At 33.3% G+C, this 15,805-nt stretch carries 13 protein-coding genes; all 13 read left to right on the forward strand.

Annotation, left to right across the window (positions count from 1 at the left end; translation table 11 throughout):
* Nucleotides 1-8: 8 nt before the first annotated feature.
* The 13 genes from ACSSV9_RS11520 (at nucleotide 9) to ACSSV9_RS11580 (ending at nucleotide 15,799) form a co-directional block, all read left to right on the forward strand.
* Complete coding sequence (locus ACSSV9_RS11520; protein WP_437347407.1) at nucleotides 9-1,241, forward strand: GumC family protein; 1,233 nt, start codon at nucleotides 9-11, stop codon at nucleotides 1,239-1,241.
* Nucleotides 1,242-1,401: 160 nt separating this feature from the next.
* Entirely contained in the window at nucleotides 1,402-2,340 is a 939-nt protein-coding gene (locus ACSSV9_RS11525; protein ID WP_437347408.1) for a glycosyltransferase family 4 protein, read from the forward strand.
* A 27-nt stretch (nucleotides 2,341-2,367) separates the two neighbouring features.
* Nucleotides 2,368-3,801: a flippase gene (locus ACSSV9_RS11530; protein ID WP_437347409.1), complete on the forward strand. Its 1,434-nt coding sequence runs from the start codon at nucleotides 2,368-2,370 to the stop codon at nucleotides 3,799-3,801.
* A complete protein-coding gene (locus ACSSV9_RS11535; RefSeq protein WP_437347410.1) occupies nucleotides 3,798-5,036 on the forward strand; it encodes an O-antigen polymerase in 1,239 nt (412 codons plus the stop codon). Before ACSSV9_RS11530 ends, ACSSV9_RS11535 begins: the two co-directional genes overlap by 4 nt.
* An 8-nt stretch (nucleotides 5,037-5,044) precedes the next feature.
* A complete protein-coding gene (locus tag ACSSV9_RS11540) occupies nucleotides 5,045-6,151 on the forward strand; it encodes a glycosyltransferase family 4 protein (protein ID WP_437347411.1) in 1,107 nt (368 codons plus the stop codon).
* Nucleotides 6,148-7,281 (forward strand): glycosyltransferase, encoded by a 1,134-nt coding sequence (locus tag ACSSV9_RS11545; RefSeq protein ID WP_437347412.1) that lies wholly within the window; start codon nucleotides 6,148-6,150, stop codon nucleotides 7,279-7,281. Before ACSSV9_RS11540 ends, ACSSV9_RS11545 begins: the two co-directional genes overlap by 4 nt.
* A 4-nt stretch (nucleotides 7,282-7,285) precedes the next feature.
* Nucleotides 7,286-8,473: an L-2-hydroxyglutarate dehydrogenase gene (gene lhgD / locus ACSSV9_RS11550; protein WP_437347413.1), complete on the forward strand. Its 1,188-nt coding sequence runs from the start codon at nucleotides 7,286-7,288 to the stop codon at nucleotides 8,471-8,473.
* An 18-nt stretch (nucleotides 8,474-8,491) separates the two neighbouring features.
* Nucleotides 8,492-9,895: a sugar transferase gene (locus ACSSV9_RS11555; protein ID WP_437347414.1), complete on the forward strand. Its 1,404-nt coding sequence runs from the start codon at nucleotides 8,492-8,494 to the stop codon at nucleotides 9,893-9,895.
* A gap of 16 nt (nucleotides 9,896-9,911) precedes the next feature.
* Nucleotides 9,912-10,628 (forward strand): polyprenol monophosphomannose synthase, encoded by a 717-nt coding sequence (locus ACSSV9_RS11560; protein ID WP_437347415.1) that lies wholly within the window; start codon nucleotides 9,912-9,914, stop codon nucleotides 10,626-10,628.
* A 1-nt stretch (nucleotide 10,629) separates the two neighbouring features.
* The gene (locus ACSSV9_RS11565; protein ID WP_437347416.1) at nucleotides 10,630-12,630 is read left to right on the forward strand and encodes a glycosyltransferase; all 2,001 of its coding nucleotides are present in this window, start codon (nucleotides 10,630-10,632) and stop codon (nucleotides 12,628-12,630) included.
* Between the two features lie 2 nt (nucleotides 12,631-12,632).
* Nucleotides 12,633-13,583 carry an acetyl-CoA carboxylase carboxyltransferase subunit alpha gene (locus tag ACSSV9_RS11570; protein ID WP_437347417.1) on the forward strand — a complete coding sequence of 317 codons (951 nt, stop codon included), beginning with the start codon at nucleotides 12,633-12,635 and terminating at the stop codon, nucleotides 13,581-13,583.
* A gap of 26 nt (nucleotides 13,584-13,609) precedes the next feature.
* Nucleotides 13,610-14,020 carry an acyl-CoA thioesterase gene (locus ACSSV9_RS11575; RefSeq protein ID WP_437347418.1) on the forward strand — a complete coding sequence of 137 codons (411 nt, stop codon included), beginning with the start codon at nucleotides 13,610-13,612 and terminating at the stop codon, nucleotides 14,018-14,020.
* Nucleotides 14,021-14,335: 315 nt separating this feature from the next.
* A complete protein-coding gene (locus ACSSV9_RS11580) occupies nucleotides 14,336-15,799 on the forward strand; it encodes a lipopolysaccharide biosynthesis protein (protein ID WP_437347419.1) in 1,464 nt (487 codons plus the stop codon).
* Nucleotides 15,800-15,805: the final 6 nt, after the last annotated feature.

Genomic DNA, 15,805 nt, shown 5'->3' on the forward strand with positions numbered 1-15,805 from the left:
GAACAGTAATGAATCGGATTAATCAATCAACAGAACATCAAGTAGAAATAGTAGGAAGTTCGTTTATAGAGTTTTTATCAGTGCTTGTTAAATATAGAAAGTTTTTATTCTGGTTCATTTTTACGATAACTGCTGGAACCACAATATATGCGTTGCTTGCACCCAAATGGTACAAGTCGACAGCTTCTGTATTGGCTGCAGAAAGAAACGATATATTATCTACTCTATCTGGTTTGTCGAGTCTGGCGAAAGGATTTTCTGCTAGTAAAGGCTTGGCTGCATTAACGGGTGGAAATACTGAAACGGATCGATATATAGCAATACTAAAGAGTGCAACGTTGACCGATGAAATAATTAAAAAATTTAGACTCCGAGAAGAATACGATATGGAAGATGATTATTATGAAAAAGTAGTTAAAAAATGGCAATCTAATCTTGAATTAGAAATCCAGGATGAAGGTAATTTAACTATTACAGTCTATGATAAAGATCCTCAAAAAGCTGCGGATATAGCAAATTATATGGTTAACAGACTTAATGAAATCAATACACAATTGAGTATTACGAATGCCAAAGCTAACAGAGAATTTATTGAAAAAAGGTATTTGCAGAATCTTACGGATATTAAAAACCTTGAAACTGAAATGCAGAAATTTCAGGAAAAATATGGAGTAATAGCTGTCCCAGAGCAAATTGAAGCAACTGTTAAATCGATGTCGGGCATTTATTTGGATATGTACCGTAAAGAAGTTGAATTTAATGTTGTTAAACAGATTTATGGTATAGATCATCCTCTTGTACACACAACGGAAATAGAACTAAATGAACTTAAAAAGAAAATTGACCTGCTTAATTCTGGCAAGGACGTATCCCAGAAAAATATAAAATTGTTAATTCCATTTAAGGAAGCGCCAGAATTGGGAAATGAATATCTGAAAATCTACAGGAATCTGGAAATTCAGTACAAAATATTAGAATTTATTCAGCCATTATACGAGCAGGCTAAAGTAGAAGAAGTACGCAATACTCCCAGTGTGCTTGTGCTTGATAAAGCTGGTCCTGCAGACAGAAAAGCAAAACCCAAGGGAAGTATATATGCGGCAGTAAGTTTTGTTGGATCAGTAATCCTCGGCATATTTATCATATTTATTCTCGAGTTATTTTATAAGATTAAATCTATTAATCCAGGTAAATATGAAGAATTGACAGGTTGGTTAAAGATTAAAAGGAAACAAAATTAATATTACCAGTAAATCATCTTAAATGTCGCATAAACTGAAAATACTTATCGACGAGGGAATGTCGAGTTACAGGTATCCTACTGGTATAGGTTATCATGCATTACTATTATATAAGCATCTTTCTCGTATTGCTGACTGTTCAATAACAGATTATTCGACAATGAAATATTTTCCGAAAGGATTGAGAAAATTTGCAATTGATGCCTTAATTAACATTTTACATCCGTTTCGTAGATTTGATATAATACACTATCAAAATTACTATGTCCCCCTTATTAATTCCAAGAGTAAAAAAGTTGTAACAATTCATGATCTCGGTGTATTTTTCTATCCTGAAACTGTCCCTTTTATATATGTCAGTTATAATAGACATGCAATTAAGAAGGCGTTGAAGAGAGCTGATGGAATTATTACACCTTCACATTCAGTTAAAAACGAAATATTGAATATGTTTGGAAGTAAATTGGAAGAAAAATTATATGTTGCTTATGATGGTATTAGGGACCTATTTTTAATTTCCAATCCATCAATTCAACAGCTGAATAAATATAATTTAGAACCTTATAGTTACTATTTCTTTTTAGGAAGCTTGTCTAAAAGAAAAAATATGGAATTTTTGCTCAGATCTTTTATCAAGGCCAAAAAAGAAAAGATAATCGATAAAAATACTTTGCTTGTGCTGGGAGGCTTAAAATGGTGGAGATCTAGTGAATTCGTAGGACTAGTCACTAAAGAAAATGGAATACTGAGCCTTGGTTATGTTAATGATGAAGACATACCGGCATTGTACAAATTTAGTAGGGGATTTATTTTCCCTTCAATTTACGAAGGATTTGGTATGCCTATAATTGAAGCAATGAGTCAAAATGTTCCAATAATAATTTCAAACATACCAACCTCTATTGAGTTAAACATGAGACACAATAACCAGATGCTAGTTTTTGAATTAAAAAATGAGAGCTCGTTTTTAGAGGCCCTTCATAGAATTGATGTTAAAAACGAGGAGATACGCCGTAATTTGAATTATGGGGATCTATCTTTGTACAATTATCAAAATATTGCAAAGATACATCTGAATATTTATCAACAATTACACTGAAATTATAAAAATGTGATTAGAGCAGAGTTGGATAAAAGCGAAGAAAGAAGTATTAAGAAAAATTCTTTTTTTTCTTTTTTAACTACATCTCTTCGTGTTATAGCTAATTTTTTTCTCTTCTTGACCATAGCACGATTTTATGGACCGGAAGTGTTTGGACAATTCACTTATGCTTTTACTACAATCACAATTTTCCTTTACATCTCTGATTTTGGCATAGATATTTTGCTGGCAACAGAACTACCCAAAAATCGTTCTATCATTGATTCTATTTTCAATGAATTGTTTTCTATTAAAATTATTTTTATAGTCTTTTCATTTTCTTTACTCTTGGTGTATATAATCATTGTTGATATTGGTAAAGTAACTTCTGGATTACTTATTATTCTGAGTTTTTATTTAATTACATCATCTTTACTAAATTATTTTTTTGCTTTTTTCAAAGGTATAGAAAGATTAGAAATAGAGACAAAGGTTACATTTATTTATAATCTGTGTGTTATTGTTCTTATTGCTTTGCTCTACTTTTTCAATTTCAAAATTATTTATATAGCTCTTTCATTGGTAGTATTTAGGATTTTTTCTTTAGCTATAGCTTATTACGATTTATTACGTTTTATAAGCAGTATAAAAATTAAATTTGATTTTAGCTTAATCAATAAATATAGAAATAAGGTCAGTATATTCGGCTTGCATTATATTTTTAATTATTTATACTATAATATAGATACATTGTTATTGGCATATATACTTAATGAAAGGGCAGTAGGTATCTTTCAAGCTGCATTTAAGTTATTGGTTATTTTACTAATAATTCCTGAGATCATAAACAATGCTTTATTGCCAGCACTCTCAAGATTAAATAACGAAAACAAATTAGCCTGGGAAAAATATTCTTATTTATTTAATAAGTTCCTGATGATAATAATTTTTCCAGCAGCAATTATCATTTATCTGAATTCTAAAGATATAATAAATTTTGTTTATGATAATGATTTTAACAAATCCGCAGAGATTCTTAAGTATTATGTTTTAATTATTGCTATCCGGTTTCTTATAGAACCACTAGGCTTACTGCTTACGACAGCTAATAAGCAAAATTTACGAGCGTATACCGTCTTCATTGTAACCATAGTTAGTATTGTTATGAATATAATTTTTATTCACAAATATGGTGTACTCGGTTTAGTATGGACAGGATTCATAACAAATTTATTGATATTAATAACCTATATCTTTTTCAACTATAACATTTGTAAAAATTGGTATGTAAATAAAACAACGCTATCATTTTTTGTCTCTATAATAATACTTGCTCTTTTATTAGCCTATATTAAATCATTATTGATTCAATTTATTATTGCTATTATATATATATTTGTTTACGGTTACTTTATATTTTTAAATCGTGAAGAAAGAATTCTTATAAATCCTTTGAAATATAAGATTAAAACTAAATGAATGAAATCAGTTTATCTTTGTTTATATTACTTCTTTTTACATTAATATTTTCATTAACAAGAAAATTAGATCTTTTGTCACCGGGAAGGCTGTTTTCAGTTGTATGGATGCTATCAATAGGAGTTACACATCTCAAATTAAGTAGATTACAATTTGAATGGCCTGTAATTAGCTGGATCTACTTATTAATACCTGTGTTTTCTGTACTGGCTGGTATCTTTACTATGTATGTAATTTATTTTGATAAAGAAATTATACCGCTGACTTCAATTAGAAATAGATTGGGTAGTATTCAACTGAATGATAAAAAATTATCTCAATCCATTTTAATTTTGTTCTTAGTGTATGCAATTTCGTATTTAGCAATTTATTTATATTTAGGTTATGTCCCTCTTTTTACCAAATATCCTAATGAGGCTAGAACTAAATGGAGTCTATTCGGTGTTGGATTGCTTATTCATTTAGCTCCTCTAATTTTATATTTCATTGTTATTTATTTTGTAGTGACTAAAAAGAGATTCTTAAAGAAATCATTATTAGCTATTATCTTTTTAACTACGTTAGCTAGCTTCCTTTTTCTTTTACAAAGGTTTGGTTTGTTTATAACTATAATACTTTCTACTGTATTTATTTATTATGGAACAAATAAGTTTAACTATAAAACCTTTGTTATATTAATTATATTTTTGACTGGAATCTCTTATTTAATCCTTTCCTTAAGAGCTGGAAGTCTGATTCTTCAGTATTTTCATTATGTTTCTCAGATGAAATACAGTGCCGATTATTCGGTATTTACTGAACCATATATGTATATATCAATGAATTTAGAAAACTATGCATATGCAACTCCAAAATTAGAAGAATTTACTTATGGATTATCGTCGTTCGATTTTTTATTTGCTATAAGTGGCATAAAACACTGGCTGCATGAGTATATTAATTATATCGACAACCCTTATTTGATAAATTATAATTATAATACCTATGGTATGTTTTTTGTCAATTTTAGAGATTTCTATGTGTTCGGTATTATGATTTTACCTTATATATTTGGTTTAGTGTCTTCCTTCCTTTACTATAGGATGAGAATTCAACCTAATGTTAACACAATAACAATGTATGGTGTTTTTGTAATGGTTATTATGTTTTCTTTTTTTAATCCTATGCTCAGTTGGTTATTTTATATTTTTGATATTATAGTCTTATATATAACAACAATGTTTATTATTAGATAGTGTTGTATATGAACGTTGCTATCGATTCCAGGGTACTTAACAAAGGACTAACCGGTACTGGTCGCTATCTACAAAATATATTGGAGATGCTTCCTCAAGTTGATAGGTATAACGAATATTATTTGTTTACAACAGAAGAATTATATGTTGATACTAACTTCTATAAAATTATTAAGTATAACTCCGGTCTTCCTTATAAGTTATTTTCTCCATTTTGGATGAATATTGTTATACCAAAGTTCCTTAAAGAGTATAATATCGATGTTTTTGTTTCACCAAACATTATTTTACCATTTAAAAAAATTGGTAAAGTTAAATATATCACGGTAATTCATGACGTTATCCCATTCATATACAAAGAGTATTATTCTTTTAGTTATAGGTCTTATTTGAATATTGTTATCCCTCGTAGCCTGAAAGTGGCAGATAAGGTACTAACAGTATCAGAACATTCGAAACAAGATATTATTCGACTCTTTAATATTCCCAGTAATAAAATAGATGTTACTTACAATACAGCCAGCCAATGCTTTTATCCACTAAATGATGAATTGCATGAACAAAAATTTAGTTTTGAACTCCCAAATAAGTACTTATTGTATGTTGGTGCAATCGAGAAAAGAAAAAATGTCATTGGATTGATTAACATTATCGATGCTTTATGGAATAAGGGGTATAAATTACCATTAATCGTTGTTGGTAAAGCTAATTACGGTTATAACGAACTCAAAGGTGAACTTGAGAAGAGATATGATAAAATAATTATTGTTAATCATGTCAATGATGAAGAATTAAATATTCTCTACAACAAAGCATTTTTATTCCTTTTCCCTTCTTTTTACGAAGGCTTTGGCATACCACCCCTCGAAGCAATGAAATGTGGATTACCAGTAATAACTTCAAACACTTCGTCTTTGCCTGAAGTTGTTGGAGAAGGTGGCTTTACAATTGATCCCTTTGATGTTGACGCTTTTGTTCGCACTATTATACTATTAATCAATGATAACGACAAATATGTTTTAATGAAAAAGAGAGCCTTAGAACAGGCTGAAAAATTTGATATCCGTACTATAACACATAAATTTTATACCATAATAAATGATATGAAATCATGAAAGTTCTTCTTGTAATTACAAAATCCGAAATTGGCGGTGCGCAGGTATTTGTATTAAATCTCGCGAAAGAATTAAAAAAAAAAGGCGTAGATGTTACAGTTGCTGCTGGCGAAGGGGGATATCTTTTCGATGAATTAGAAAAGCATAATATCCAATATTATTATCTAAAATCTCTGAAACGCGATGTAAACCTTTTCAACGCCCTCTACTTTGTTTGTGATATTTATCGACTCTTGAAAAAGTACAAATTTCAGATAATACACCTAAATAGTACCAATACTTTGCTCTCTACAATATCGACTTTTTTTTTGAAGTACAAACCTAAGATAGTCTTTACTTTCCATGGTCTTTCTTTGCTGGATAAAAATTACCAGTCTCATAGAATTTTTAAGTTTATTACAAAATACTATTTCAAAGCATTGTCAGGATTATTGGACGCATCTGTTTTCGTAAGCGAAATAAATTTTAAAGAGGCAATTCGTTATAAAATCGTTAGTTCAGGCGAAGTAATTTATAATGGTCTTGCAGAAGAGGAAATGGAATATTTATCTAAAAAACAAGCTATTGAATTCTTCAGTAAACTCTGCAAGTATAATTTTGACGGCTGTTTTATTATCGGTTCTACAGGAAGGTTGTCGTACCAAAAAAATTATGATTTTTTAATAGATAACTTTGCTATTGTTAAAAAATATATACCAACGTTAAAAATAATTATAATTGGTGATGGACCTTTCGGTGCTCAGTACAAAAAGAAAATAGAAAATATGGGATTTGAAAAAGATTTCTTTTTAGTGGGAGCAATAAAAGAATCATACAAATATATTAAAGCTTTTGATCTTTTCGTCCTTCCTTCAAGGTACGAAGGCCTTTCGATAAGTTTACTGGAAGCGCTTTTTGCTGGCCTTCCAATACTTACTACTGACGTTGGAGGTAATCCAGAAATTATTAATAACGACTTTAGACAGCTCTATAAGTTGAATAATTTGAATGAATTTATGGAGAAATTATTATTTATAAAGGAAAATAAAGAAGAGATTATCAGATATAATTTATCTTTAAAATCAAAATTCGGATTGAATGTCATGACAGAAAAATATATGAATATTTATAAACGGCTATTAAATCAATAAATTTATGCACGACATTATAATTATAGGCGCGGGCATTGTAGGACTGGCTACAGGATTGAAAATTCTGGAATCAAATCCAGATTTAAAAATCCTGCTGATAGAAAAAGAATCACAGATTGCATCCCATCAAACTGGGAATAATAGCGGAGTAATTCATTCTGGTATCTATTATAAACCTGGAAGCCTAAAGGCACTGAATTGCAGACGGGGATACGATTTATTGCTTGAATTTTGCAACAAGCATAATATCGAGTATAAACTGACGGGCAAACTTATTATAGCCGTTAGCAGTGAACAAATTCCCTTGCTCGATAATATATACAAGCGAGGGATTGAAAATCGATTAACTGGATTGAAAATTATCAGCGAAGAAGAAATAAAAAAGATAGAGCCTAATGCCTCAGGAATCAAAGCTATTTACGTTCCTCAAACCGGTATTATCGATTTCAAAAAAGTTGCCCGGACTTATCTCGACAAAATACTCGAACTCAACGGAAAAATCGAACTGAACAGTTGCGTTAAGAATATTAGAATTAATACGGATAAATGCGAAGTAGTTACCGACAGAGGAACTTACATTTCAAAATTAGTGGTCTCCTGTGCAGGTTTACATTCAGACAGGATTGCTAAATTAACTCATCCGCAATTGGATTTACGTATAATTCCGTTCCGTGGTGAGTATTACAAAGTAAAAAATCATTCTATCGTTAATGGGCTTATTTATCCCGTGCCAAATCCTGCATTTCCGTTTCTTGGTGTTCATTTTACACGCATGATCAATGGCGAACTGGAAGCTGGTCCAAATGCTGTTCTGAGTTTTAAGCGAGAAGGTTATTCTAAATTCGATTTTAATCTTAAAGATAGTTTTGATATTTTTTCATGGCTTGGATTTTATAAAATTGCATTTAAATACTGGAAAGTGGGATTGGGCGAATTTTACCGCTCTTTTAGCAAAAGAGCATTTGTGGAAGAATTGAAAAAATTAGTGCCGTCAATAACTGCCGACGATTTGATTCCCGGCGGTGCTGGCGTTAGAGCTCAAGCTTGTAGCCGAAATGGAAATCTGCTCGACGACTTTTATATACTGGAAAGCAAAAGGGTCGTACACGTGTGCAATGCGCCTTCGCCTGCAGCAACAGCGTCGTTATCCATCGGCGAACAAATATCAAAATCAGTATTGAACAAACTATAGTTTCTCTCGGAGCAAAGTTTGAATAAAAAGACAGAAAAAATTCTTCTGCTCGTTACAGACTTTATAACAATTAATGTTGCCTGGTTTCTTTTCTTTTATTTACGAGTCAACACAGGCTGGTTCGAGCTGATATCTCAACCGGACTTTTTCCTTCCCATGCTTGCCGTTTATTTTTACTGGCTGTTAATTTTCATATTCGTCGGTATGTACCGTACGTGGTTTGCACTTTCGCGCTTCGACGAAATCTCGACTCTCTTCAAGGCTTCTTTCGTTGGAATCTTTATCCTTTTTTTCTTAATTGTAATGGACGACTATTCCACGAATGGCAGAATGTCATTTCGTCTTTTCATTCTTCTTTACTGGGGTATATTCCTATTTTTTGTCGGTTCGGGCAGACTCTTTGTACGAAGTTTACAGCGCCATCTTTTGATAAACGGTATTGGTCGTAGAAAAGCTCTAATTATCGGATTTAACGATAAGGCTAAGGAATTACTTCGTTCGATTAAACGCCACCCCGAATTTGGACTCGATGTCGTAGCTTTTGTTGCTCCTCAAAAAAAAGATACTGGCAATTCACACGACAATATTTACGTAAAAGGCACAATCGATGAACTCGAAAAAATTATAGGGCAGGATGAAATTCGTAATGTAATTATTGCGCTGGATAAACACGACGAAGATTTGATAATCAAGGTGATCGACAAATGTGATAGTACAAAAGTGGAAATTAAAATGGTTGCAGACCTCTACGATATAATAAGCGGGCAAGCCAGGATACTTCAACTTTATGGCTCCCCGTTAATCGACGTAATGCCGGAGTTAATGCCCGAATGGGAAAAGAAAATAAAACGGATAATGGATATCTTCTTCTCATTGCTTTTGCTCATCATAACTTCACCCGTAACAATTTTGGCTGCCATTGCAATTAAACTCGAAAGTGAAGGTCCTGTTTTCTATAAACAAGAACGTGTGGGCATGAACGGAAAAATTTTTAAGATAATTAAATTCCGTACAATGATTAAAGACGCCGAAAAACATACAGGGCCAGTCTGGTCTTCCAAAGGAGACCCACGAATTACTAAAGTAGGCAAATTTTTGCGTAAAGTACGATTGGACGAAATTCCTCAGGCAATCAATATTCTCAAAGGCGATATGAGTTTTGTAGGTCCTCGACCTGAAAGACCATTTTTTGTTGAGAAACTTTCCAGAGAGATTCCCTTGTATAAGAGAAGACTTAAAGTACGTCCTGGTCTAACAGGCTGGGCACAGGTAAAACATAAATACGACGAATCGATTGAAGACGTTAAAATTAAATTGCGTTACGATCTGTTTTATATAGAAAACATGAGTTTACGATTAGACTTCAAGATTATATTACGAACTGTTTTTGTCGTTTTATTCGGTAAAGGTCATTACGAATAATTATAGAAATTTAATTATGAAAACTCTTGTAATAATACCAACTTATAATGAACTCGATAATATCCGAAAGCTTGTTCCTTATATTCTGAATAAATACACCGATTTGAATATTTTAGTTGTCGACGATAATTCGCCCGACGGTACTTCGGATTATATAAAAGAACTTTCCGAAAAGGATAACAGAGTTTTCCTTATAAAAAGAGAAAAAAAATTGGGACTCGGGACGGCATACGTTGAAGGCTTTAAATTCATGCTTAAAAACGGATACGACGCCGTTATACAGATGGATGCCGATTTTTCGCACGATCCCGACGAAATTGAAAACTTTCTCGAGAAAATTAAAGAGTATGATCTGGTCATAGGCAGCCGCTATATAAATGGTGTAAGAGTAATCAATTGGCCTATTAGTCGTCTATTACTGAGTTACTTTGCAAATGTATACACACGAGTTATCACTCGTATGCCAGTCAAAGATGCCACTGGTGGATTCAAGTGTTTCAGACGGCAGGTGCTCGAATCAATTGATCTGGATAAGATTAAATCGAACGGATATTCGTTCCAGATAGAAATGAATTTCCATGCCTGGAAAAAGAATTTTAAGATTACGGAAATTCCAATAACTTTTGCCGACAGAGTGCAGGGCACTTCCAAAATGTCCCGTAAGATTGTACGCGAGGCAGTCTTTATGGTATGGAAACTTCGCTTTAAAAGTTTATTTGGATTGAATAACTAAAATGATCGACCTTTCGATTATCATAGTAAACTATAACGTTAAGGAATTCCTTCTTAATCTGCTCGAGTCGATACGAAAAGCCACAAATAACCTTTCCATTGAAGTAATTGTAGTTGACAATGCTTCTGAAGATGGAAGTGTGGAAGCAATTAAAGCGAAATTTCCTGAAGTTGTATTAATAGTCAATGAAAAAAACGTTGGATTTGGCGCAGCCAATAATATTGCGTTGAAAAAAGCACGGGGCAAATATCTTCTATTGCTTAATCCCGATACAATTGTAAAAGAAGATACTTTCAGTAAAATGATTGAATTCTTCGAAAAAAATCCCGATGCTGGAATTGCAGGTTGTAAAGTATTAAATCCAGATGGCACTCTTCAACTTGCTTGCAGACGCAGCTTTCCGGGTCCCTGGACATCTTTTACAAAAGTAATGGGTCTAAGTAGCCTCTTCCCAAAAAGCAAATTCTTTGCGAGATATAACCTGACTTATTTAGATGAAAATCAAACTTATGAAGTGGACGCTGTCAGTGGAGCCTTCTTGATGATGCGACGCGAAGTTTACGAAAAGATTGGAGGATTCGACCCACAATTTTTTATGTATGGCGAAGACCTAGATTTATGTTATCGTGCACAAAAGGCAGGCTACAAAGTTTACTATGTACATTCAACAGAAATATTTCATTACAAGGGCGAAAGCACAAAAAGGAGTAGCATTGACGAAACAAAATATTTTTACGACGCAATGCATCTCTTTGTTAAAAAGCATTTGTCTTCCTCCTTCATTATTCAGGGAATTTTAAGATTTGCTATATTTTTCAGAAAACTGATTACTTTTACAAATGTTTATAAACTTGTACTACTCAGTATCTTCTTTGATTTTGCTCTTATGTGCGGAGCAGTTTATCTCTCCGAGCAGATTTATGCAAATGAACACTGGCGCGGATTTCCGGACTACGCAAAACCATGGGTCTATTTTATCCCTTCATTGCTTCAAGTATTTATATCTAACATAGCAGGTGCTTACAAAAAAAATGCGATTTCAGTCCTGAGAAGTTTAATAGCACTTGTTTATGGATTGATTATCCTCTCAGCCCTGACTTATTTCTTCAAACAATTTGCTTTTAGCAGGGCAGTAGTTCTAATAACATACGGATTTTCTTTTGTTACTTTCTCTTTGTGGCGGGTAATTTTTAAGGTGTCTACCCGATTGGGACTTGTAAGTGAATCTCGCAAAGCGAGAACTCTTATCGTTGCTTCGCCTGCCCGAGCCGCCGAACTGGCTTCCAAATTAAAATCGAATATCATTTCTTTATATCAAGTTAAGGGATTAATTTCTACAGATAGAAAAAAAATTGGCGAAATTATCGGCGGATACAAAGTAATTGGTTCGCTTGATAATTTAAGAAAAATAATAGCCGAACATAAAATCGAAAAAGTGATCTTTTCTTCAGATGAAATTAACTATGACCAGATTTTTTTTGCCGTTTCCGAGTCGCAGGGATTAAATGTCGATTTTATGGTTTCTGGTAAAGAACTCGATTATCTTGTGGGGAAATCGTCTGTAACGATGCTCGAAGATATACCTCTTTTAAAAATTAATTATAACATTTCTTCATTTGGGCATCGCGTTACCAAACTTGTTTTCGATAAAATTTTGAGTTTAATCTTCATTTTGCTATTAATATATCCTTTTATATATTTAACCGAAAAATTCCGGAATAGAAAAAGCTCAAGAGGAGATTTTCGTAATTTTGTTCTACAGGTTCCTCTGGTGATCAGAGGAAAGAAAAGTTTTGTCGGTCCCAAAAATAAATCATATTACGGCGACCTCTACGTTGGCAAACCTGGATTGACGGGGTTCTGGTACGTAGAAAATATTAATCTGAATGACGAAGTTGAAGTAAAAAGTATGGACTTATTTTACGCAAAAAATCAAAATATTTGGCTCGATTTAGAAATAATCGGTAGGACATTTTCCAAAATGATTTTAAGGACGGAGTAATAATGGCAAGAAATATGCTCGATTTCGAAAAGCCAATTGTAGAATTGGAAAATAAAATCGAAGAAATGAAAAAATATGAAGGGCAACTCGACATATCGGGTGAAATAAAAAAATTAGAAGAAAAGGTTGAAGAGCTGAAAAAAAATATTTATCAGAATCTAACACGCTGGCAGAAAGTCCAGCTTGCACGCCACCCTGAACGACCTTCTACACTCGATTACATTTATATGATGACGAAAGATTTTGTGGAATTACACGGCGACAGACTTTTTAAAGACGATAAAGCAATTGTTGGCGGTTTTGCAAAACTCGACGAGTTGAAGGTCATGATAATCGGTCATCAAAAAGGGCGAGATACAAAATCGAATCTCTATCGTAATTTTGGTATGCCAAATCCAGAAGGATATCGCAAAGCACTTCGACTTATGAAACTTGCCGAAAAATTTAACAAGCCGGTTATTACAATGCTCGATACACCTGGTGCATATCCCGGATTAGAAGCTGAACAGAGAGGACAAGCAGAAGCCATTGCAAGAAATCTTCTTGAAATGAGCCGTCTTAGAGTGCCAATTATTGTGGTTATAATTGGTGAAGGCGCAAGTGGCGGTGCCCTCGGAATCGGAGTGGGCGACAGGATCCTTATGCTACAAAATACATGGTATTCCGTGATAAGTCCCGAATCCTGTTCCAGTATTCTATGGCGCAGCTGGGATTTCAAAGAACAGGCTGCCGAAGCTCTGAAACTAACAGCCGACGATCTTCTCGAACAAGGAATAATTGACAAAATTATTCCGGAACCTCTTGGAGGCGCTCATAAAGACCCACAGAAAATGGCCGATATTCTTAAATCAATTCTTATTGAAGAATTGAATGACCTGTTGAAAATTAAACCCGATAAATTAATTCAGTACAGACTGGAAAAATTCGGCAAGATGGGTGTTTACAAAGAATAATCCTTGATTAATTACAGCTACCGCAGATGATCTCTTTTACGACAGAAATTAGAGTACGATATGCCGACACAGATAAAATGCAATTTGTCTATAATGGCAAGTATCTCGAATATTTTGAAGTAGGTAGAACTGAACTTCTCCGTTCAACAGGACTGTCGTATTCTGAAGTTGAAGAAAACGGTTATCAACTTCCACTTATTGAAGCAAAAGTTCAGTACATTTCGCCTGCCAGGTATGACGATATACTTCAAATAACAGCATCGTTAAATGAACTTAATTCACCTCGCGTACATATTGAATATGAAATCAAACGTAAGGAAGACGGAACGCTTATTGCTAAAGGTTACACAACTCACGTTTTCATTAAAACCGATACTAAAAAGGCTGTGCGCCCACCGAAAATTTATGTAGATGCCCTGAAAAAATATTTTGAATAATTATCCCTGATGAAGTTTTTCGTTTTACATACTGAAACCTTTGTGCTAACATTTTAATGACTACCACACATAGATTAAACGCCCGAATGAATAAAAACATCTCGAAAATTAAGTACTCATTAACCAATAACTCCAAAAACCAAGCACTTCGAAACAAAGAACTAAGCACCCCAAAACCAAGAACCCCAAAACAAAGAACAAAGCACCCAGAACCAAGCATAAAACAACTTTGAATTAAGTAGAAAGAGTTTACACAACACTTCGAAGTTATCTCAATAATTTTTTGTAACTTTTAATTATAATTTTCAGTCTGCTATGTTCGATAAAATAAAAGAATTAACTAAAGACACTGCTATTTATGGTATAAGCACAATTGTAGGCAGATTTCTAAATTTTCTGCTTGTACCTTTTTACACTAATGTTTTCGAACCGCAAGGTGTAGGAATTTATTCGAACATTTACGCTTATATTGCATTTTTAAATGTGGTGTTCATTTATGGGATGGATGCGGCATTTATGAAGTATAATTCCGCCGCAAACGAAAAGGATAAAAAGCTGACATATTCAACCGCTTACCTATTTCTTGCATTCACATCGCTTATATTATCGGCTCTTCTTTTTGTGTGTAGAAACGGTATGATTCAACTGATGGAAATTCCGCATTCTTACGAGGTTCTCTATAATTATCTGATATTTATAATTCTTTTCGATACACTCGCGATAGTTCCATTTGCAAATTTGAGACTTCAGAGAAAATCGATCAAATTCACTTTAATAAAACTTGGAAATATCTCATTAAACATATTGCTCAATCTTATTCTCATTCTCAAATTTAAGATGGGTATTGAAGCAATATTTATAGCCAATCTGGCAGCGTCGGCTTTTTCGTTTATTGTATTGATACCCGATATTTATAGAAATTTTGAATTTCGAGTCGACTCAAAGTATCTGAAGTTAATGTTGAAATTTGCCGTACCGTATCTGCCGGCAAGTATGGCTGCCACGCTGGTTCAGGTGGTTGACCGCCCGATTGTACTGGCATTGACAGACGAGAAAACACTCGGTATTTATCAAGCCAGTTATAAACTTGGGATCTTTATGATGCTGATTGTGCAAATGTTCCAGTTTGCCTGGCAGCCTTTTTTATTGATCAACTCGAAAGAAGAAAATGCTAAGGAAATATTTGCCAAAGTTTTGACTCTATTTTTAATTGCTTCATCGTTGCTCTGGGTTATTTTGTCGTTATTTATTGATGAGATTGCCACAATTCGTTTCTGGAGCGGTGTAAGTCTCATCGGTTATAAATACTGGAGTGGACTGGTAATAGTGCCGATAATTTTACTGGCATATATTTTCCATGGAATGTATGTCAATTTTCAGGCAGGTCTCTACATTGAGGAAAAAACGAAATATTTTCCGATTGTGACTGGTAGCGGAGCGCTTGTCAATATTGCATCAAACTACATATTGATACCTTATATGGGAATAATGGGAGCAGCACTGGCCACCCTTTTAAGTTATATTACAATGGCATTAACGCTCTTTTACTTTTCTCAAAAAGTTTACCACATTAAATATGAATACGCTAAGATAGCAAGAGTATTGTTTTTGATTTTTATAACTTCAGTTGCATATTACATTCTATACTATCAGGGGATATTGAACGTTCAGATTAAAATTCTTTTTCTGCTGGTTTATGTTGTTATGCTGTTTATAACAAAAGTTGTCGATTTAAATGAACTACTTTTTTTGACAAAGCGTCTCGTAATCAGGAAATAAATTCCC

Source organism: Melioribacter sulfuriphilus, assembly GCF_051488685.1.
In the GTDB taxonomy this organism is placed as follows: Bacteria; Bacteroidota; Ignavibacteria; order Ignavibacteriales; family Melioribacteraceae; genus Melioribacter.